The following is a 20388-nucleotide window of genomic DNA, read 5'->3' on the forward strand; positions in this document are numbered from 1 at the left end:
TCAGCGATTGCGCTATGAGGTTGGTTGTTTGCCATGCGTCAGCGGTTTTTCCGCCGGCGTATGGCAGGCTTCCAGCCTCAAGTTTTATCTGCTGCACTGTTTTACCTGGACAATAAAGGCTGGGCCGATTCCCCGCATTGCCCAAGAATTTCGCAAGAATCAAGTTTCCCCAAGAGCCACAAAGAAGGTAGGACACCGTGAACCCGGTAATCAAAAAATTCCAGTTCGGTCAGTCGACCGTAACCCTCGAGACTGGCCGTATCGCCCGTCAGGCCTCCGGCGCAGTATTGGTCACCGTTGACGACGACGTCAGCGTATTGGTGACCGTGGTTGGCGCCAAGCAAGCCGATCCAGGCAAGGGCTTCTTCCCTCTGTCTGTTCACTACCAGGAAAAGACTTACGCTGCCGGTAAGATCCCTGGCGGTTTCTTCAAGCGCGAAGGCCGTCCTTCCGAGAAAGAAACCCTGACCTCGCGTCTGATCGACCGTCCGATCCGCCCTCTGTTCCCAGAAGGCTTCATGAACGAAGTGCAGGTTGTCTGCACCGTGGTTTCCACCAGCAAGAAGACCGATCCGGACATCGCTGCGATGATCGGTACCTCGGCTGCCCTGGCGATCTCCGGCATTCCTTTCGACGGCCCGATCGGCGCCGCTCGCGTGGCATTCCACGAAAGCACCGGCTACCTGCTGAACCCGACCTACGAGCAACTGGCTGCTTCGAGCCTGGACATGGTCGTGGCCGGTACCGAAGAAGCCGTACTGATGGTTGAATCGGAAGCCAAAGAGCTGACCGAAGACCAGATGCTGGGCGCTGTACTGTTCGCCCACGACGAATTCCAGTCGGTGATCAAGGCTGTCAAAGAGCTGGCCGCCGAAGCTGCCAAGCCTACCTGGGACTGGGCTGCTGCCCCAGAAGCCACCGAACTGCTGGGCGCTATCCGTGCCGAGTTCGGCGAAGCCATCTCCCAGGCTTACACCATCACCGTCAAGGCCGACCGTTACGCTCGCCTGGGCGAGCTGAAAGACCAGGTCGTCGCCAAGCTCTCCGGTGAAGAAGGCCAGCCTTCGGCGTCCGACGTCAAAGCCGCTTTCGGCGAGATCGAATACCGCACCGTTCGCGAAAACATCGTCAACGGCAAGCCTCGTATCGACGGCCGCGACACCCGCACCGTACGTCCGCTGAACATCGAAGTCGGCGTACTGCCCAAGACTCACGGTTCGGCCCTGTTCACCCGTGGCGAAACCCAGGCCCTGGTGGTTGCGACCCTGGGTACTGCCCGTGACGCACAGCTGCTGGACACCCTGGAAGGCGAGAAGAAAGACCCCTTCATGCTGCACTACAACTTCCCTCCGTTCTCGGTGGGCGAGTGTGGTCGCATGGGCGGCGCTGGTCGTCGTGAAATCGGTCACGGCCGTCTGGCCCGTCGCTCGGTCCAGGCCATGCTGCCAGCCGCCGACGTGTTCCCTTACACCATCCGCGTAGTATCGGAAATCACCGAGTCCAACGGTTCCAGCTCCATGGCTTCCGTGTGCGGTGCTTCCCTGGCGCTGATGGACGCTGGTGTACCAATGAAGGCGCCGGTTGCCGGTATCGCCATGGGCCTGGTCAAGGAAGGCGAGAAGTTCGCAGTCCTGACCGACATCCTGGGTGACGAAGACCACCTGGGCGACATGGACTTCAAGGTAGCCGGTACCGCCAAAGGCGTCACCGCGCTGCAGATGGACATCAAGATCAAGGGCATCACCGAAGAGATCATGGAGATCGCCCTGGGCCAGGCCCTGGAAGCTCGCCTGAACATCCTCGGTCAGATGAACCAGATCATCGGTCAGTCCCGTACCGAGCTGTCGGCCAACGCTCCGACCATGATCGCGATGAAGATCGACACCGACAAGATCCGTGACGTCATCGGTAAAGGCGGCGCCACCATCCGCGCGATCTGTGAAGAAACCAAGGCTTCGATCGACATCGAAGACGACGGCTCGATCAAGATCTTCGGCGAAACCAAGGAAGCTGCAGAGGCCGCGCGTCAGCGCGTTCTGGGCATCACCGCGGAAGCCGAGATCGGCAAGATCTACGTCGGCAAGGTTGAGCGCATCGTCGATTTCGGTGCCTTCGTCAACATCCTGCCGGGCAAGGACGGTCTGGTGCACATCTCCATGCTGAGCGACGCTCGCGTTGAGAAAGTCACCGACATCCTGAAAGAAGGTCAGGAAGTGGAAGTGCTGGTACTGGACGTGGACAACCGCGGCCGTATCAAGCTGTCCATCAAAGACGTGGCAGCAGCCAAGGCTTCGGGCGTTTAATCACCCTTTAGCCTCACGCTGAACAAGCAGACGCCCCGACTGGTTCGGGGCGTTTTGCTATCTGCAATAAAAGCCGCTCGGTTGCCGGCCCGGGGCGCTGGTGCTAGGTTTTAGCCCACGCCGGTGTAGCTCAGTCGGTAGAGCAGCGCACTCGTAACGCGAAGGTCGCAGGTTCGATTCCTGTCTCCGGCACCACATTTCGGGTTGAGAGCAGTTTATGGCTGTCTAAACCCACCCTCCCAACAAAGTTCGCCAGGCTTTGAATGAGCACCCTTGAAAGGCAGGAAACTACGAGGCACCCGCAAAAGTGTGCCCTGGAAGTTTCAGAGGTTCCCGGTGCTATTCAATTGAGCGCTCCTATAGTTGTTTGTGGACGTGCTCCTCATTGTTTATGCGGATTTAGCAGCCAGAGAGACTTCTATCAACGAAGACTTTCCGCGCCTGTACTCAGCATCCTGTACCGAGTTTTAAGCGGTTTGCTCGGGGTTATCTGGTTTCGGTGTTTTTGTGTCTGGACGAGGTTAGTGCCCAGTTGCTCACACCTGTGCGGGTCATGAACCGGGTGGTAGCAGCCAGGGGCATTGCGCATAATGACGCCCGCAAATCATGGAGTGACCGGTGTGAAGAAGTGGAAGTTGGCTTTGGCCGGCGTAGTGTCGCTGTCCCTTGCAGCCTGTGAGAAAGGACCCTCTTATGAGTTTGAGGGGGAATATTTTGCCGCTGAAGGCGAAGACTGCACGACGCCAACGAATACCAAAGACCTGGAGCAATATTTCTTAAGAATAACCAAGCAGGTACAGGGAGGAAGTGTGTTGTATTCCGCTGAGTTTCCTGCTGCTTCAAGGGCTCGGCTGCCTGTTGTCAGCGCGCAAAGCGTTTCACCAGGCGATGATAATGAACTGACTTTCAATTTCACTGAGACCAAGGTGCCGGAGAGTCGTCCAGAGAGTCCGACATTGAATTTCGTAGTTACTGTCATCCCTAATCAAAGCAAGGAAGGGTATCTATGGCTGACTAGAGCCGGGATCCTCATAGCCAAGGATGGAGAAGTAAAGGAGTTCGATATTCTCGATAATCTAAGAAGGCTTATCGATGTCGGGCAGACAGGAGCTTGCTTGAGAAAAGGAACAGCTACGGCTGTGGGGTCCTAGCTCCGTAACCTGGTGAAACACCGGCATGAAATATCGCTGCGGCTGCATTTGCGAAATCTCGTTCTCTGAGGGTTCTGCCGGGCTGGCGTCTGCTGAAGGCTTGGAAAACCCGGAGTTTTTCTCCAATGGGTGCATCAGGTCATATAAATCGTGGACCAAAGGTCCTATATTCGGTCCCTGTCTGAGTACCAGCATGCTGTTTTCAGATGATCCAGAATGGTTCTGAAGGCCAGATAAATCGAAGTTCACAACGGTTTTTTGCGGCAGAGAGATCCCAACGATCCAGATCCATCTTCCATTCCCACGATCAGAGAGAACGAGATGATTCCTAAAGAGGCAAGAATCGACGTAGCGCTTGAAAGGTACCTGGCTGCCACGCCTTCCTTGCAAGAGGAAATCAGCGCCCTGAGCCCGGAAGAGCAGAAGCAGCAGGCGCAATGGGCGTTCGAGGACGAGGCGGAATCCCGCGGCATAGAGCCATGGGAACTGGTGCTCGATCTGGTGGCAGAAACACCGGAGGAACTGAAGGCCATGCGCCTGGAGGTGCATCAGGAAGTTGCTGAAGCGCTGGGCATGGACCTGGAGGACTATCTGCAGCTCAACGAGATCGACGGTTGAGCACGACGCCAGCCTGAACCAGGCTGGCGTTTTTCATGGCTCAGAGGCTCAAGCGCATGGACAGGTCCAGCGCTTTCACGTCCTTGGTCATGGCACCGATGGAAATGTAATCCACCCCGGTCTCGGCGATCGGGCGCAAGGTGCTTTCGTTGATCCCGCCACTGGCTTCCAGCTTGGCCTTGCCGGCGTTCAGGCGCACGGCCTCGCGCATGTCGTCCAGGCTCAGTTCGTCGAGCATGATGATGTCGGCTCCGGCGGCCAGGGCCTCCTTCAGTTCCTCCAGGCTTTCCACTTCCACTTCCACCGGCTTGCCCGGGGCGATCCTGTGGGCGGCGCTGATGGCCTGGGCGATACCGCCGCAGGCAGCGATATGGTTTTCCTTGATCAGGAAGGCGTCATACAGGCCGATGCGGTGGTTGTGGCAACCGCCGCAGGTGACCGCGTACTTCTGTGCCAGGCGCAGCCCCGGCAGGGTCTTGCGGGTATCCAGCAGCTTGACCTGGGTATCGGCGACAAAGTCCGCCAGGTACCGCGCGCGGGTGGCCACGCCGGACAGCAGTTGCAGAAAGTTCAGGGCACTGCGCTCGCCGGTGAGCAGCGAGCGGGCTGGGCCTTCGAGGTGGAAAAGCACCTGGTTGGGCACCACCCGCTCACCGTCGGCCACTTGCCAGTGCACAGCGACCCGCGGGTCCAGCTGGCGAAAGACCGCATCGACCCAGGCGGTGCCGGCGACTACTGCGGCTTCGCGGGTAATGATGGTGGCCTTGGCCAGACGTTCGGCCGGGATCAGTTGCGCGGTGATGTCGCCGCTGCCGATGTCTTCCAGCAACGCACGGCGCACGTTGGCTTCGATTTCGGCGGTCAGGTCGGCGAGGCGTAGATTCGGCATAACGGGCTCCACAAACAAAGTGCGCCGATTATAGGGCCAGGGGATCAGCGAACCCAAGGTGGCAAATGCCTGCAAGGCATTGGCGAACCTGTCCTGGATGGCTTTGTCTGATGAATAGGAGTGACTTTTCTTGAGTCGCTAGGGGTTATTTCGGAGGAGGCCACAGAGTCTGCTGGCGCAAGAGGGGACTTTTACAAGATAATATGACTTGTAATTGACGTCATAGCTTTGACGTGTCTTTGGCTTCCCCCTAAATGAAGTGCAGTGGAGTGCATGCGCCTCCGCTGAGAGCCGGCTGTGAGCGTCGTCGGCTTGACTGAATCTTGATCTCGAACCGAAGAAACACCTTTCCAGGAGGCTTGGATGCACAACGACGGGAATGTAGTGCCTTTGCACAAGGCCGCTACAGATCAGGCGACCGCTTCGCCGCTTGCCCGCCTGCCTGTGATTCTGCTTCAGGTCCGAGACAAGGCCGCCCAACAATTGCGCCACGGCTTGCAGGAACTGTTTGATAACGCTGATGACACCCTGTTCGAAATGGCCGATCGGGCCCGCAACAACGTCGAGCAAAACACCCTCTTCGAAGCCATGCGCGACCTGCGGCTGAAGCGCAAGAGCATCGAGCGCGGTTTCCTGGAGGCGTTCTTCCAGGCTTTTGCCTGCCTGGTGCAGTATGACCCGGCCCTGGCCATTCCCCATGCCGTGGTCTACGACCCATCACTGGATCCGTCCCACGATGACCTGGAAAAGACCGTCGCGGTGGATGCCATGGTGGCCAAGGTGCTCAACCGTGATGGCTTCGCCCTGGGGCAGTTGACGGAGCGCCTGAGTGTGCTGCTGGGACGGCGCCTGGTGGATGGGGACAACCCCCTGGGGCCGGCGCTGCTCTGCGAGTATTTCCTCCAGGCCGGGCGCAGCCTGGGGGTGGAAATCAAGGTCAAGCTGATCATCCTCAAGTTGTTCGAGCGTTATGTGCTCAGCGATGCCGAACAACTCTATGCCGAAGCCAACCAACTGCTGATCGCCACCGGGATCCTGCCGGAACTGATGCCTGCTCCGGCCCGCCGGGCGGCCGATCGAGCCCAGGCCGAGGCCCGTGCGTCAGCGACCGAGGGGGGCACGGCGAAATCCAGCCAGTCGCAGCTCGACGAGAGCGTGCAGGAAGTTTTCGCCGCCCTGCAGACCCTGCTGTTTCATGTGCGTGGCAGCGTGGCGCCGACCCTGGAAGCCAGCGCCGAAACCCAGCCGATTTCCACCCGCGACCTCATGCGCCTGCTGTCGCACCTGCAGCAATACGTGCCGGCGCCCAGCGCCCAGGACGATTTCGACCTGCGCAACCAGTTGGAACAATTGCTCACCCGGGTCAGCGTCAAGAGCGGCAAATCCCGGGTGGTGGATGTGGCCGATGAAGACGTGATCAACCTGATCGCCATGCTCTTCGAATGCATTCTCGATGACCGCAACCTGCCGGACTCGCTCAAGGCGCTGATTGGCCGCCTGCAGATTCCCATGCTCAAGGTGGCGGTGCTGGACAAGAGTTTCTTCAGCCGCGGCAATCACCCGGCCCGGCGCCTGCTCAATGAGATCGCCGCTGCAGCCATGGGCTGGGGCGGTTGCGATGACCACCAGCGCGACAGTCTGTACCTGCGGATCGAGCAAGTGGTGCAACGCCTGCTCAGCGAGTTCAGCGATGACCCGGCGATCTTCTCCGAGCTGCTGGCGGACTTCCTGGCCTTCACTGCCGACGAGCGGCGTCGCGCTGAGTTGCTGGAGCAGCGTACCCGTGACGCCGAGGAAGGGCGGGCCAGGGCCGAACTGGCCCGGCGCCGGGTAGAGCAGGCCCTGAATGACGCCCTGCTGGGCAAGGTGTTGCCGCAGAAGGTGGTGGATTTTGTCCGCGAAGCCTGGAGTCAGGTGATGCTGCTCAGTTGCCTCAAGCACGGCGACGACTCGCCAGAGTGGCAAACTGCGGAGCAGACCCTGCTGGAGCTGATCTGGAGCGTGCAGCGCCATGAACAGCCGGATACTGCCATGCGCTTGCTGGCGCTGGTGCCGGGGTTGCTCAAGGGCCTGCGCGAGGGTTTGAGCGCGGCGGCTTTCGATCCTTTCGCTACCAGCGAGTTCTTCAGCCAGCTGGAGCTCCTGCACTTGCAGGCATTCGAGCGCGAGGCTCAGGCCCCGCAACTGCAGGGTGCCGTCCTGGAAGCAGACCCTGCACACATGATCGTGGTGGCCGAAGAGATTGTCCTGCCCAGTGCTGAAGAGGGCCCGCTGGAAGTCGCGCCGCTGGCGTTGCCGGCCAACGACCCCAGCGTGCAATGGGTGGACCAACTGCGGCTTGGGGCCTGGGTCGAATTCCTGGAGGACGAGGACAACACCCTGCGCTGCAAACTGGCGGCGATTGTTCCCCATCCGGTGGCCAAATACGTGTTCGTCAACCGCACCGGCATGAAGGTGCTGGAGCGTACGCGCATGGGCCTGGCCCTGGAGTTCCAGCGCGGCGCAGTGCGCGCCCTGGATGACACCCTGCTGTTCGACCGCGCCCTGGAATCGGTGATCGGCAACCTGCAGCGACTCAATCACGGCAAGTGATCGCAACCCGAGGGGATAACGCGGCATACTGGGCCACCCAAGGCTTTAGTTGAAGGAATCGGTATGCGGCTGGACCCTGCCACGGGGTGGTGTCATGGCGTACGGCATTGCCCGTCACCCAATTTCAATGAACGTCCGGCGGGCGAGATTTCCCTGCTGGTGATTCACAACATCAGCCTGCCGCCGGGGCAGTTCGGCACCGGCAAGGTGCAGGAATTCTTCCAGAATCGCCTTGATGTCACAGAGCATCCCTATTTTGCCGGGATCGCCGATCTGCGTGTTTCTGCGCATTTTCTGATCGAGCGTGACGGCGCCGTCACCCAATTCGTTTCCTGCCTGGATCGGGCCTGGCATGCCGGTGTCTCGAGTTTCCAGGGGCGTGAGACGTGCAACGACTTTTCCCTGGGCATCGAACTGGAAGGCACCGATGATCAGCCTTTCAGCGATGCTCAATATCACTCGTTGATCAGCCTGAGCAGGCAACTGCGGCGGGCCTTCAGCGACATCACGCCACAACGGATCTGCGGGCATAGCGACATCGCACCCGGGCGCAAGACCGACCCGGGCCCGGGATTCGACTGGGCACGCTTTCGTGCCGCCTTGGAGAAGGGGGAAGGACAATGAGTTTTCTGGTGTTGCTGTTGGCGGTGTGGATCGAGAAGTTCTCGGCCCTGCGCCAGCGGGTGCAGCGTGATGGCTGGTGGCTGGGGGAATTGGCGCGTCTGGAGTCGAGCCCGCGTATGGCCGGGCATCCGTGGTGGCTGCTGATCGTCATGGTGTTGCTGCCGGTGGCGCTGCTCGGGCTGTTGCTGCTGGTGCTGGAGCCCATCGCCTATGGCTTGCTGGCGCTGCCGGTGCACCTGCTGGTGGTGATCTACGCCCTGGGTCGCGGCGATCTGCTGGGTGAACTGGGCCCGTTCCGTGACGCCTGGCGGCGTGAGGATCTGCAAGCGGCAGCCCATGTCGCAGAACGTGACCTGGGCATCTGCGCCGAAAATGGCGAACAACTGCTGGAGCGAGTGCAGGGCCACCTGCTGTGGCAGGCCTTCCAGAGTTTCTTCGCGGTGATCTTCTGGTACTTCCTGCTGGGGCCGGTAGCGGCCCTGAGCTATCGCCTGTTGGCTCTCGCCGCCGAACATGGCAAGAACCCCGCCCTGGTCGAACGCGCGGGGCAGTTGCGACATGCCTTCGACTGGTTGCCGGTGCGCCTGCTGGCGGCGAGTTTTGCCCTGGTGGGCAACTTTGTCGCAGTCGGCCGGGTGATGCTCCACGAGTTGCTCAACTGGCATATCGGTGCCGCGCAGTTGGTGGAAAAGGTCGGCCTGGTGGCCGCGGAAATCCCGCCGCCGGAAGTCGGGCCCGAAGGTATCAACAGCCTGGATCGTATCTGGGAGCTGTTGTTGCGGGCGGCGGTGCTCTGGTACGCCGGCTTTGCCCTGTGGACCGTCCTGGCCTGAGGTGACCAAGGGCTGGCCCCAACCGCCCACCGAGGGTTTTCTGGCGCAGCGCATCGCAGAGAGTGCGACGGCTGCGCCTTCGATCGGCAGCAAGCTCCCTCGCCACAGCCCGCGAGCGTCCCCTGGATGCCGCGCTGGCGGTTAACTTTAAGTTACAAAACCTCCCACGAAATTGAGCTATACAGACGGAGCGCCGAATAGTGGCTATCTGCTGCCTTCGCCTGCCTGCCAATAACAATAAAAGAAAAGGGAGACTTCTTTGTGAAGAGCTTGCTCTATCCCGCTGTCGCGCTGATGAACCGCCTGAGCTTCGGCATGAAGTTCAGCCTGATCAGCGTGCTGTTCTTTCTACCCATGCTGGTGACCAACTTCTATCTGGTGCGCGACTCCTACCGCGAATTCCAGGGCACCCGGGTCGAACTGCAAAGCCTCGACCTGCTGGGCAGCAGCCTGGCCCTGCGCCGAGACCTGGAAACCCTCAATAACCTGGTGCAGATCAACGCCAGCCTCGGTCAGTCCGGCAAGGCAGGGGACCTGGAAGGCAAGATCGTGGCCCTGGAGAAATCCGTGCTGGAACGCCTGCAGGCCTTGCAGGCGGTGACCACGGACCCACAGCAGGTGGAGGTCTTCAACGCCAAGCGCGATGAGCTGATTGCCGCCTTCAAGACCCAGCAAGTGGAAAGCTCGCTGCTGAACAAAAGCGGCCTGATCGGCAAGTTGCTGGGCAGCGCGCAGTTGTTCAGCCAGATCATCGCCAGCCAGTCGGGCCTGAGCCGCGATGGCCAGGGTGACATTCGCCAGCTCAGCGAGCTGATCACCAGCGTCACCCCGCAGGTTACCCAGCTCCTCGGTGAAGGCCGGGCCATGGGCGCCTACTCCCTGGGCCAGGGGTTCCTCAATTCCTCGTCCAGCACGCGTTTCGACGAATTGCTGGTGCAAATCGAAAAGCTCCAGGCCGAATACGGGCTCAAGTTGCAGGATGCCCTGGGGGCCAGCCGCGCTGCCCACGATGCTCTCGACACGCTGGCCACGACCAGCAAGGGCAGCCTCAAGCAGGCCAGCGAGCTGTTCGAGGAGCAGGTGGTGATGGCCGATACCCTGGATGCGCCCTGGCAGGCCTTCTACGACCAGGTCAGCGGGCTGATGGCGCAGACTTACCTGCTCAATGAAGGCACCTTGAAATTCCTGGATGTCGAGTTGCAAAAGCGCCTGGAGCAGAATCGTCGCCACATGGTGCTGCTGGTGGCGGCCCTGGCCCTGGTGTTTCTCTCCATCGTCTACCTGTACGGCGGTTTCTACGCTTCCACCCGCACCACTCTGCGGCGCCTGGGGGCGATGATGGACAAGGTAGCGGCGGGGGACATGACCGTCAGCTTCACCGCCCACAGCCGCGACGAACTGGGGGAACTGGGCAGTGTGTTCAACGGCACCGTGCTGAAAATCCACGACCTGATCGAGCGGGTTGGCCACACCGTCAGTGAGGTGGAACGCCAGGCCGGGCAAGTGCAGAGTGTATCGGCCCAGAGCAATCAGGCCGTGGCTGGCCAGCGCACCCAGATCGAGCAAGTGGCCACGGCGATGAACCAGATGTCCGCCACCTCCCAGGAAGTGGCTCGCAGCGCCGCGGCGGCGGTCAGCAGCGCCCACAGCGTGAATGACGAAACCATCAGCGGCCGCGGGCTGGTGGAATCCCAGCAGGGCAGCATCGCCCGGCTGGCCAGCGAGATCGACCAGTCGGTGCTGGTGATCAACCAGCTGGCCAGCGACAGCCAGTCCATCAGCCGGGTCCTGGAGGTGATCAAGAGCATCGCCGAGCAGACCAACCTGCTGGCCCTCAACGCGGCCATCGAGGCGGCGCGCGCCGGTGAGCAGGGGCGGGGCTTTGCGGTGGTGGCCGATGAAGTGCGGACCCTGGCCAAACGCACCCAGCAGTCCACCGAGGAGATCGAGGACATGATCGGCAAGCTCCACGGTGGCGTCAGCGCGGCGGTCAAGGCCATGGGCAGCAGCCACGCCATGGCCAACGGTACGGTGGACCAGTCGGAAAAGGTCCAGCAGGCGTTGGAAAATATCCTTGGGGCGGTAGGCATGATCGTCGATCAGAACCAGCAAATCGCCGCGGCCGTGGAGCAGCAGACCGCGGTGGCCCACGACATCGACCAGAACATCGTCGAGATCAATCGTGCCGGTGAGCGCACTGCCGAGGGCGCGCACCAGACCGAGGATGCCAGCCGGCAGTTGTCGGCCCAGGTGGTGCAACTGAAGCAATTGATCGGAGCTTTCCGCGTCTGAGCAACGTGCACCGGCTCTCGGCGAGGCCCCGGAAACCAGGGGCTTCGCTGCTTTGCATACAATCGGTAGTAAATGAATGCTTTGTTTGTCGCGTGTTTCCTGTTTTCCTGCGCGTCTGATTTTTCAGCCCCGGTGATGCCGCAGGCTGTTCGACCAGTTGGCCATGTGCCTTGCATGGCCCTGAGGAAATACGTTGATGACTGCCACTTCTGGAATCCAGGGCCGTTGCGCCCATTGCCAGACCCTCCTTGAACTCGAACCCTGGCAACTCAATGCCATGGCGTTGCAGGAAGCCTTCAACTGCAACCATTGCCACAAACCGCTGAAGCTCAGTTGCCCCGAACAGATCAAGCGCCTCAGGTCCCTGGGCTCGCTGGCCACCCTGCGCGCGACCATGATCGTGCTGTGTGCCACGGTGATATTGGTGACACTGGTGCTGGAGTGGGTCGGGCTGGTAAGCCTGGCTCAGCAACTGAGCGTTTCGGCATTGATGCTGGTGAGTTACCTGTTGGTGATGATGGCTGCTCGCCGGCGTCAGCGCCGACCGTTGCAGCTACAGGCCGGCTGAAGGCCAGCCGAACAGCTCGCAGGCGTTGCGGGTGCTGGCGCTGGCCAGTTGCTCGGGCGTGATGCCGATGATCTGCGCCAGGGCGGCGCAGATGGCCGGCAGGTGCTGCGGGCTGTTGCGCTGGCCGGGAAACATGGCAGGCGCCATGTCCGGCGAGTCGGTTTCCAGCACCAGGGCGTGCAGCGGCAGCTCGGTGATCACCTTGCGCAGGCGCTGGGCCTGCGGCCAGGTCGCGGCGCCCCCCAGACCCAGCTTGAACCCCAGCTTGAGGTATTCCCGGGCTTCCTCGCGGCTGCCGGCGAAGGCGTGGATAATGCCGCCACGCTTGAGCTTGAAGCGCTTTAGGCTGGCGATCACCGCCGCGTGGCTGCGCCGGACATGAAGCAGGGCGGGCAACTGGAAATCTGCCGCCAGCTGCAATTGCGCTTCGAAGAGTGCCTGTTGGCGCTCGCGATCCAGGTGCGCAAGAAAGTAGTCCAGGCCGATCTCGCCCACCGCGCACACTTGCGGGTGCCCTGCCAGCCGGGTCAGCCAGTCACCCAGTTGCTGGAGATGTTCCGGGCGGTGATCGTCCAGGTACACCGGGTGCAGGCCAAAGGCCGCGTACAGCTGCGAGTCGCTTTGCACCAGATCCCAGAGCCGCTGCCAATTGGCCTGATAGACCCCCAGCACCACCATTCGCGAGACGCCCAGGGCGCGGCTGTCTGCCAGCAGCGCCCCGCGATCGGCATCGAAATCCGCGAAATCCAGGTGGGTGTGGCTGTCGATCAGCTCCACGGTTCAGCCCTGTTGGATGCGCTGTTTGAAGGTCCGCGCGATGGCCTGCACGCCGGGCTGGTAATGCGCCTCTTCAATGGCAGCCAGGGCCAGTTGCAGGGCTTTTTCGGCGATCAGTTGATGCTGCTGGGCCATGGCATTGACCGGCAGCGGCAGGAAATCCAGCAACTGGGTATCGCCAAAGGTGCCCAGGCGCAGTGGCCGGGATTTCAGCGGGAAGTCGTGCAAGGCATCGAATACCCCTTGCAGCAGGACATAGGAGGTGGTCACCAGGGCGTCTGGCAGATGGCCCAGGCGCTGCAGCAGTTCTTCCATCAGCTGGCGGCCGCAATCACGACTGAAGGCTTCGCCGTGCTCGATCAGCACCTCGCCGCCGAAACCCTCGAGGGCCTGGCGGAAACCGGCGGCACGCTCCTGGCTGATGCTCAGTTCCGGGCGCGCGCCGATCAGCACGATCTGCTTGGGCTCAGGCTCAAGCAGGCTCTGGGTCAGGTGCAGGCTGGCTTGCAGGTCATCGCTGATCACCGAGCAGAACAGCTCGGGCGGCATCACCCGGTCGATGGCGATGATCGGCAGGCCCTGGGCCTGCAACTGCTGGTAGCTGTCGTCTTCCGGCGGCAGGCAGCTGGCGACGAATAGCGCGTCGCAACGCCGGGCGCGGAACAGCTGGAGCAATTGTCGCTCGCTGTCCGGAGCGTCGTCGGAACTGGCGATCAGCAGCTGATACCCTCGGGCCCGGGCGCCTTGCTCCAGCAGCTTGGCGATGCGTGCGTAGCTGGGGTTCTCCAGGTCCGGGAGAATGAAACCCAAGGTACGGGTGTGCCGGCTGCGCAAGCCGGCCGCCTGGGGGTTGGGCGTAAAGCCGTGTTCTTCCACCACCGCCCGCACCCGTTCCACGGTGGCGTTGCTGATGCGTTGTTGTTCGGCCTTGCCGTTGATGACGTAACTGGCGGTGGTCACAGACACACCGGCCAGGCGAGCGATATCACTGAGTTTCAACCCGGGATTTCCTTGTTTTTGGTGCTTGCCCCGATATTTTCGCCAATCCTACCTGATCTGGGCAGGCGACCAACGTCGGAACCGGCAATCGACCAGAAGGACTTCAAGCGCTCGAGATTATGGAGTAACGTACCAAACTTGCTAGATTAAACGTTTCAGCACGCGTATTTTCTAGGCCGAAGCCCGAACGGAAAACGCCCCTGCCAGGCACCGAGTCCCGTTTGTGGCAGTAAAGACGCCTACGCTGCTTACTTAAAACAATACCTAGCGCCGCCCCCTGCCGCGCTAAATAGGAGAAGCCATGCTCGAGCTCACTGTAGAGCAGATATCCATGGGCCAGTCGGCTGTGGATAAGTCCGCGGCGCTGCACTTGCTGGCCGACAAACTGGTGGCGGACGGCCTGGTGGCCGAGGGTTACCTGGCTGGCCTCCAGGCCCGCGAAGCCCAGGGCTCGACCTTTCTTGGCCAAGGCATCGCCATTCCCCATGGCACCCCGGAAACCCGCGACCAGGTCTTTGCCACCGGCGTGCGCCTGCTGCAGTTTCCCGACGGCGTGGATTGGGGAGACGGGCAGATCGTCTACCTGGCCATCGGCATCGCGGCTAAATCCGACGAGCACTTGCGACTCCTGCAACTCCTGACCCGCGCCCTGGGTGAAACCGACTTGGGCCAGGCCCTGCGCCGCGCCAGCTCTCCCCAGGCCCTGCTCAAGTTGTTGCAGGGCGCACCCCAGGAACTGGCGCTGGACGCACAGATGATTGGCCTCGGTGTGGCGGCGGAAGATTTCGAAGAGCTGGTCTGGCGCGGCGCTCGCCTGCTGCGCCAGGCCGAGTGTGTGAGCAACGGCTTTGCCGCGGTGCTGCAACAGGTGGAGGCGCTGCCCCTGGGTGACGGCCTGTGGTGGCTGCACAGCGAGCAGACCGTGCTGCGCCCGGGGCTGGCGTTCGTCACCCCGGACAAGCCCATCCGCTACCTGGGCCAGCCCCTCAGCGGCCTGTTCTGCCTGGCCAGCCTGGGGGAAGCCCACCAGGCCCTGCTGGAGCGCCTGTGTGCGCTGCTGATCGAAGGCCGTGGCCAGGAATTGGGCCGCGCCACCAGCAGCCGCGCAGTCCTGGAAGTGCTTGGCGGCGAGTTGCCTGCGGACTGGCCCAGCGCCCGCATCGCCCTGGCCAACGCCCACGGCCTGCATGCGCGCCCGGCCAAGGTGCTGGCGCAACTGGCAAAAAACTTTGAAGGCGAGATCCGCATCCGCATCGTCGATGGCAAGGATTCTGCGGTCTCGGTCAAAAGCCTGAGCAAGCTGCTGAGCCTCGGGGCCCGGCGTGGCCAGGTACTGGAACTGATCGCTGAACCCAGCATTGCCGCCGATGCCTTGCCCGCGTTACTGGCAGCCATCGAAGAGGGCCTGGGCGAAGAGGTCGAGCCATTGCCGGCTGTCAGCACGCCTCGGCAAGAGCCACAAGAGGTCGTCGAGCCACTCAGCGCCCCGGCCTCCGGCAGCCTGATCCAGGCCATCGCCGCTGCGCCCGGCATCGCCATCGGCCCGGCCCATATCCAGGTCCAGCAAAGTATCGATTACCCACTGCGGGGCGAGTCCACCGCCATCGAGCGCCAGCGCTTGCAGCAGGCCCTGGCCGAGGTCCGCGAGGACATCCAGGGGCTGATCCAGCGCAGCCAGGCCAAGGCCATCCGCGAAATCTTCATCACCCATCAGGAAATGCTCGACGACCCCGAACTGAGCGATGAAGTGGACACCCGCCTCAAGCAGGGCGAAAGCGCCGAAGCGGCGTGGATGACCGTGATCGAAAGCGCCGCCAAACAGCAGGAAGCCCTGCAGGACGCCCTGCTCGCCGAGCGCGCCGCCGACCTGCGGGACATCGGCCGCCGGGTGCTGGCGCAACTGTGCGGCATTGAAACCCCGGCCGAGCCGGACCAGCCCTACATCCTGGTGATGGATGAAGTCGGCCCTTCGGACGTCGCGCGCCTCGATCCGACCCGGGTCGCCGGTATTCTCACCGCCCGCGGCGGCGCCACCGCCCACAGCGCCATCGTCGCCCGGGCCCTGGGGATTCCGGCCCTGGTGGGCGCGGGGGCCAGCGTGCTGCTGATCAAGTCCGGTACGCCCTTGTTGCTGGACGGCCAACGCGGGCGCCTGCATGTCGACGCCGATAGCCACACCCTGCAGCGGGCCGCCGAGGAGCGCGACAACCGCGAGCAACGGCTCAAGGCGGCCGCCGAACAGCGCCATCAGGCGGCCCATACCACCGATGGTCACGCGGTCGAGGTGTTCGCCAATATCGGTGAAAGCGCCGGTGTCGCGGCCGCCGTGGAAAACGGCGCCGAAGGCATCGGCCTGCTGCGCACCGAACTGATCTTCATGGCCCATCCCCAGGCCCCGGACGAAGCCACCCAGGAAGCCGAATACCGCCGTGTACTCGACGGCCTCGCCGGGCGTCCGCTGGTGGTGCGCACCCTGGATGTGGGCGGTGACAAACCGCTGCCTTACTGGCCCATCGCCAAGGAAGAAAACCCCTTCCTCGGCGTGCGCGGCATCCGCCTGACCCTGCAGCGGCCACTGATCATGGAAGCGCAATTGCGCGCCTTGCTGCGCTCGGCGGACAACCGCCCGCTGCGGATCATGTTCCCCATGGTCGGCAGCGTCGAAGAGTGGCGCCAGGCCCGGGACATGACCGAGCGCCTGCGCCGGGAAATCCCTGTCGCCGACCTGCAACTGGGGATCATGATCGAAGTGCCGTCCGCCGCCCTGCTGGCGCCGGTGCTGGCCAAGGAAGTGGACTTCTTCAGCATCGGCACCAACGACCTGACCCAATACACCCTGGCCATCGATCGTGGCCACCCGACCCTTTCCGCCCAGGCCGATGGCCTGCACCCGGCGGTGCTGCAACTGATCGACATCACCGTGCGTGCCGCCCATGCCCACGGCAAGTGGGTCGGGGTCTGCGGCGAGCTGGCGGCCGACCCGCTGGCGGTGCCGGTGCTGGTGGGCCTGGGGGTGGATGAACTCAGTGTTTCCGGACGCAGCATCGCCGAGGTCAAGGCGCGGATCCGCGAACTGCGCCTGACCCAGGCACAAACCCTTGCTCAACAGGCCCTGGCCGTCGGCAGCGCCAACGAAGTGCGCGCCCTAGTGGAGGCCATGTAATGGCGAAGATTCTTACCCTGACCCTCAACCCGGCGCTGGACCTGACGGTGCAGCTGGCGCGCCTGGACACAGGGCAGGTCAACCGCAGCGACGCCATGTACACCCACGCCGCCGGCAAGGGCGTGAATGTGGCCCAGGTGCTGGCCGACCTCGGCCATCAACTGACCGTCAGCGGCTTTCTCGGGGAAAACAATCCACAGGCGTTTGACGCGTTGTTTGCCCAGCGCGGGTTTGTCGACGCCTTTATCCGTGTGCCCGGGGACACCCGCAGCAACATCAAGCTGGCCGAAAGCGACGGGCGCATTACCGACATCAACGGCCCTGGGCCCGAGGTTAGCGAAGCTGCGCAACAGGCCCTGCTTGAACGCCTGGAACAGATCGCTCCCGGGCATGACGCGGTGGTGGTGGCCGGCAGCCTGCCGCGTGGGGTCAGCCCCGAATGGTTCCAGGCCCTGCTGCTGCGTTTGAAAAACCTCGGTCTTAAAGTCGCCCTCGACACCAGCGGCGCTGCCTTGCGCGCCGGCCTGGCGGCAGGCCCCTGGCTGGTCAAGCCCAACACCGAAGAGCTGGCGGACGCCCTGGGCAGCCCGGTGGTTTCAGTGGCCGGGCAGGCCGAGGCTGCGCGCCAGTTGCACGCCCAGGGCGTCGAGCATGTGGTGATTTCCCACGGCGCCGAGGGGGTCAACTGGTTCAGTGCTGCACCGTCCTTGCAGGCCTTGCCGCCCAAGGTCCGCGTGGTCAGCACCGTAGGCGCCGGCGACTCGCTGCTGGCGGGGATGCTCCACGGCCTGCTCAGCGCCCAGCCGTTTGAACAGACCCTGCGCACCGCCACGGCGATTGCCGCCATGGCCGTGACCCAGATCGGTTTCGGCATCAGCGACAGGGTGCAACTGGCCCGGCTGGAGCAGGGGGTGCGCGTGCATCCCCTCCTAGAACAATAAGAGGGTTGCCCATGAAGTTAGCCATAGTTACCGCCTGCCCCAACGGCATGGTCACCAGCGTGCTCTGCGCCCGCCTGCTGGACGCCGCGGCGCAGCGCCAGGGCTGGAGCACCAGCGTCGAAGTGCACGATGAAGCGCACCCGGAACGCCAACTCTCGGCGGCCACCATTGAGGCCGCCGAGTGGGTGCTGGTGGTCAGCACCGGGCCTGTGGATATGTCGCGTTTTGTCGGCAAGCGGGTGTACCGCAGCAGCCCGTCCCAGGCCCTGCAGGATGTCGATGCAGTGCTGCGTCGCGGCGCTGAAGAGGCCCAGGTCCATGTCGCCACCGAGGCCAGTGCCGAGCCGGTGGTCGAAACAGGCAAGCGCGCCCCGCGGCTGGTAGCGATCACTGCCTGCCCGACTGGGGTGGCTCACACCTTCATGGCCGCCGAGGCCCTGCAGCAAACCGCCAAGCGCCTGGGCTACGACCTGCAAGTGGAAACCCAGGGCTCGGTGGGCGCGCGCAATCCGCTGAGCGCCCAAGCCATTGCCGAGGCCGACGTGGTGCTGCTGGCGGCGGACATCGAAGTGCCCACCGAGCGTTTTGCCGGCAAGCGCATTTATCGCTGCGGCACCGGCGTGGCCCTGAAACAGTCCGAGGCGACCCTGAACAAGGCCCTGGCCGAGGGCCGGCTGGAGTCCTCCGCAGCAGGCGCCCAGACACCGGCCAAACAGGAAAAGACCGGGGTCTACAAACACCTGCTGACCGGGGTGTCGTTCATGCTGCCGATGGTGGTGGCGGGCGGTTTGATGATTGCCCTGTCCTTCGTCTTCGGCATCACCGCCTTCAAGGAGGAGGGCACCCTGGCCGCGGCCTTGATGCAGATCGGCGGCGAGACCGCCTTCAAGCTGATGGTGCCGCTGCTGGCGGGTTACATCGCCTACTCCATCGCCGACCGCCCAGGCCTGGCGCCGGGAATGATCGGTGGCATGCTCGCCAGCACCCTGGGCGCGGGCTTTATCGGCGGCATCGTCGCCGGCTTCCTCGCCGGTTATGCGGCCAAGGCGATCAATAAATATGCGCGCTTGCCGCAAAGCCTGGAGGCGCTGAAACCTATCCTGATCATCCCGCTGCTGGCCAGCCTGTTCACCGGGCTGGTGATGATCTACGTGGTGGGCAAACCCGTGGCGGGCATGCTCGAAGCCCTGACCCACTTCCTCGACAGCATGGGTACCACCAACGCGATTCTGCTGGGGGTACTGCTGGGCGGCATGATGTGCGTCGACCTGGGCGGGCCGATCAACAAGGCGGCCTATGCGTTCTCGGTAGGGCTGCTGGCGTCCCAGAGCTATGCACCGATGGCCGCGACCATGGCCGCGGGCATGGTACCGCCCATTGGCCTGGGCATTGCCACCTTCATTGCCCGACGCAAATTTGCCCAGACCGAACGTGAGGCCGGCAAGGCGGCGCTGGTATTGGGCCTGTGCTTTATCTCCGAAGGCGCGATTCCGTTTGCCGCCAAGGACCCGTTGCGAGTGATCCCGGCGAGCATCGCCGGCGGCGCCCTGACCGGGGCTTTGTCGATGTACTTCGGCTGCAAACTGATGGCGCCCCACGGCGGCCTGTTCGTCATGCTGATCCCGAATGCCATCAACCACGCCCTGCTGTACCTGCTGGCGATTGTCGCGGGCAGCCTGCTGACGGCGGTGGTGTACGCGTTGGTGAAGCGGCCTGAGGCGGTGGAGCTCGCCGTGCAACCCACCTCTTCGTAGGAGCCGGCTTGCCGGCGAAGAGGTCCTCAAGCCTTGCACCGTTCTGGCTGGCGAATACGTCCTCAAGCCGGGCTCGCCCTTTTTCCTCGCCGCTCAACCTCGGCGCACCTGCTATTGCAGGCTGCGCTCTGGGCTTATTACGGCTTTCTCCAGCGGCTACCGTCGGCCAAGTCTCTTTCTTTTGTAAGGGGTTTCCGAGACACTCCTTAGCGCTTGCGGCTGGGTACTCGGCTCACTAGGCTCGGTTCGTCACTGAATATTCAGTGATCGGGTTTAGCAGCCTGATTCCAAGACACGCAAGTATTGCCCCTGTCCCGGTTGGCTTTTGGCCTGCCGAGTTCTGTTATGGCGGCTGTGCGTGGGGCGCCCTTGGGTGCGCCGGATTCCTTGGACCGGTCTGCTAACCCGCGTACAGCTGCCACCTTACGTTTAGCAGCGTTAGGTGGTGGCTCCACCCCAAGGAGCTGCACCATGAAAAAGATCGTCCCCGATCCACCTGTTTGCCATCCTTCTTCCCGTCGTAATCCCGACCATGATCTGGCCAACGAAGTCGTTCGCCATGCACTGGCCAACACCCGCCCAAACGGCTCGTTGATCGCGGCTCTTCACCCCACCGCCGCGGGTCCTGCGGGCACCGACTCGCCCTTCATCGTCCGCCCCGGCATCAGCGCCGAGGAAGCCTTGCTCCACGTTTCCATGCTGCTCAAAGCCGCCGAAGAGGTGTCCGACGAGATCACCGAGCAGGCCAGCGGCGTCGAGCGTGGCCTGATCTGGTCCCTGGTGCATTCGGTGGAAATGGCCCGTGGCGTGGTCGATGCCTTGCTTGATGGCAATCGCCGCTCTCCCAGCTGAACGGCTTGATTTCTGTGGCGAGGGAGCCGCTC

15 protein-coding genes and 1 tRNA gene are annotated in these 20388 nt (G+C 62.9%); 13 read left to right on the forward strand and 3 right to left on the reverse strand.

Annotated elements, in window-relative coordinates; translation table 11 throughout:
• Positions 1-197: 197 nt before the first annotated feature.
• From pnp to AC1RMG_RS07275, 4 genes are all read left to right on the forward strand, one after another.
• The gene (gene pnp / locus AC1RMG_RS07260; protein ID WP_015634122.1) at positions 198-2303 is read left to right on the forward strand and encodes a polyribonucleotide nucleotidyltransferase; all 2106 of its coding nucleotides are present in this window, start codon (positions 198-200) and stop codon (positions 2301-2303) included.
• A 119-nt stretch (positions 2304-2422) separates the two neighbouring features.
• A tRNA-Thr gene (locus tag AC1RMG_RS07265) sits at positions 2423-2498 on the forward strand.
• Between the two features lie 425 nt (positions 2499-2923).
• Positions 2924-3454, forward strand: a complete 531-nt coding sequence (locus tag AC1RMG_RS07270; RefSeq protein ID WP_065364627.1) for a hypothetical protein — start codon at positions 2924-2926, stop codon at positions 3452-3454.
• 321 nt (positions 3455-3775) lie between these two features.
• Positions 3776-4072: a DUF6388 family protein gene (locus AC1RMG_RS07275; protein ID WP_015634123.1), complete on the forward strand. Its 297-nt coding sequence runs from the start codon at positions 3776-3778 to the stop codon at positions 4070-4072.
• Positions 4073-4112: 40 nt separating this feature from the next.
• Here the strand turns inward: AC1RMG_RS07275 and nadC are convergent, their stop codons facing one another.
• Positions 4113-4961 carry a carboxylating nicotinate-nucleotide diphosphorylase gene (gene nadC, locus AC1RMG_RS07280; protein ID WP_015634124.1) on the reverse strand — a complete coding sequence of 283 codons (849 nt, stop codon included), beginning with the start codon at positions 4959-4961 and terminating at the stop codon, positions 4113-4115.
• Between the two features lie 363 nt (positions 4962-5324).
• Here nadC and AC1RMG_RS07285 point away from each other — a divergent pair, with 363 nt between their 5' ends.
• The 5 genes from AC1RMG_RS07285 to AC1RMG_RS07305 all read left to right on the forward strand — a co-directional run bounded on the left by AC1RMG_RS07285 (position 5325) and on the right by AC1RMG_RS07305 (position 11870).
• Positions 5325-7553: a DUF1631 domain-containing protein gene (locus tag AC1RMG_RS07285; RefSeq protein WP_053149016.1), complete on the forward strand. Its 2229-nt coding sequence runs from the start codon at positions 5325-5327 to the stop codon at positions 7551-7553.
• A 63-nt stretch (positions 7554-7616) separates the two neighbouring features.
• On the forward strand, positions 7617-8177 hold the full coding sequence (gene ampD / locus AC1RMG_RS07290; protein ID WP_011059210.1) for a 1,6-anhydro-N-acetylmuramyl-L-alanine amidase AmpD: 561 nt from the start codon (positions 7617-7619) through the stop codon (positions 8175-8177).
• On the forward strand, positions 8174-9010 hold the full coding sequence (gene ampE, locus AC1RMG_RS07295) for a regulatory signaling modulator protein AmpE (protein ID WP_011059211.1): 837 nt from the start codon (positions 8174-8176) through the stop codon (positions 9008-9010). Before ampD ends, ampE begins: the two co-directional genes overlap by 4 nt.
• A gap of 1587 nt (positions 9011-10597) precedes the next feature.
• Positions 10598-11302, forward strand: coding sequence for a methyl-accepting chemotaxis protein (locus AC1RMG_RS07300; protein WP_404940408.1), 705 nt, complete (start codon positions 10598-10600; stop codon positions 11300-11302).
• Between the two features lie 196 nt (positions 11303-11498).
• Positions 11499-11870, forward strand: a complete 372-nt coding sequence (locus tag AC1RMG_RS07305) for a hypothetical protein (RefSeq protein ID WP_019095647.1) — start codon at positions 11499-11501, stop codon at positions 11868-11870.
• On the opposite strand, the gene AC1RMG_RS07310 is transcribed toward AC1RMG_RS07305, so the two are convergent.
• Both AC1RMG_RS07310 and cra read right to left on the reverse strand, forming a co-directional pair.
• Positions 11856-12647 carry a TatD family hydrolase gene (locus tag AC1RMG_RS07310; protein WP_493168839.1) on the reverse strand — a complete coding sequence of 264 codons (792 nt, stop codon included), beginning with the start codon at positions 12645-12647 and terminating at the stop codon, positions 11856-11858. The two genes, AC1RMG_RS07305 and AC1RMG_RS07310, sit on opposite strands and share 15 nt — an antisense overlap.
• A 3-nt stretch (positions 12648-12650) precedes the next feature.
• Positions 12651-13646: a catabolite repressor/activator gene (gene cra / locus AC1RMG_RS07315; RefSeq protein ID WP_011059214.1), complete on the reverse strand. Its 996-nt coding sequence runs from the start codon at positions 13644-13646 to the stop codon at positions 12651-12653.
• A 301-nt stretch (positions 13647-13947) separates the two neighbouring features.
• Between cra and ptsP the strand changes: the two genes are divergently transcribed.
• From ptsP to AC1RMG_RS07335, 4 genes are all read left to right on the forward strand, one after another.
• Positions 13948-16809: a phosphoenolpyruvate--protein phosphotransferase gene (ptsP, locus tag AC1RMG_RS07320; protein ID WP_493168841.1), complete on the forward strand. Its 2862-nt coding sequence runs from the start codon at positions 13948-13950 to the stop codon at positions 16807-16809.
• A complete protein-coding gene (pfkB, locus tag AC1RMG_RS07325; RefSeq protein WP_011059216.1) occupies positions 16809-17750 on the forward strand; it encodes a 1-phosphofructokinase in 942 nt (313 codons plus the stop codon). The genes ptsP and pfkB overlap by 1 nt, the downstream gene beginning before the upstream one ends.
• Before the next feature lie 11 nt (positions 17751-17761).
• Entirely contained in the window at positions 17762-19504 is a 1743-nt protein-coding gene (locus AC1RMG_RS07330; RefSeq protein ID WP_493168843.1) for a PTS fructose-like transporter subunit IIB, read from the forward strand.
• Positions 19505-19975: 471 nt separating this feature from the next.
• Entirely contained in the window at positions 19976-20356 is a 381-nt protein-coding gene (locus tag AC1RMG_RS07335) for a hypothetical protein (RefSeq protein ID WP_493168845.1), read from the forward strand.
• Positions 20357-20388: the final 32 nt, after the last annotated feature.

It is taken from the genome of Pseudomonas sp. GW822-FHT04H02 (assembly GCF_058800645.1).

Excerpts from the sequence above, each read along its gene's own strand:
- ampE (WP_011059211.1), top strand. The coding sequence starts at position 8,174 with ATGAGTTTTCTGGTGTTGCTGTTGGCGGTGTGGATCGAGAAGTTCTCG.
- nadC (WP_015634124.1), bottom strand. The coding sequence starts at position 4,961 with ATGCCGAATCTACGCCTCGCCGACCTGACCGCCGAAATCGAAGCCAAC.
- AC1RMG_RS07275 (WP_015634123.1), top strand. The coding sequence starts at position 3,776 with ATGATTCCTAAAGAGGCAAGAATCGACGTAGCGCTTGAAAGGTACCTG.
- AC1RMG_RS07285 (WP_053149016.1), top strand. The coding sequence starts at position 5,325 with ATGCACAACGACGGGAATGTAGTGCCTTTGCACAAGGCCGCTACAGAT.
- AC1RMG_RS07335 (WP_493168845.1), top strand. The coding sequence starts at position 19,976 with ATGAAAAAGATCGTCCCCGATCCACCTGTTTGCCATCCTTCTTCCCGT.
- ampD (WP_011059210.1), top strand. The coding sequence starts at position 7,617 with ATGCGGCTGGACCCTGCCACGGGGTGGTGTCATGGCGTACGGCATTGC.
- AC1RMG_RS07300 (WP_404940408.1), top strand. The coding sequence starts at position 10,598 with ATGTCCGCCACCTCCCAGGAAGTGGCTCGCAGCGCCGCGGCGGCGGTC.
- pfkB (WP_011059216.1), top strand. The coding sequence starts at position 16,809 with ATGGCGAAGATTCTTACCCTGACCCTCAACCCGGCGCTGGACCTGACG.
- AC1RMG_RS07330 (WP_493168843.1), top strand. The coding sequence starts at position 17,762 with ATGAAGTTAGCCATAGTTACCGCCTGCCCCAACGGCATGGTCACCAGC.
- ptsP (WP_493168841.1), top strand. The coding sequence starts at position 13,948 with ATGCTCGAGCTCACTGTAGAGCAGATATCCATGGGCCAGTCGGCTGTG.
- AC1RMG_RS07305 (WP_019095647.1), top strand. The coding sequence starts at position 11,499 with ATGACTGCCACTTCTGGAATCCAGGGCCGTTGCGCCCATTGCCAGACC.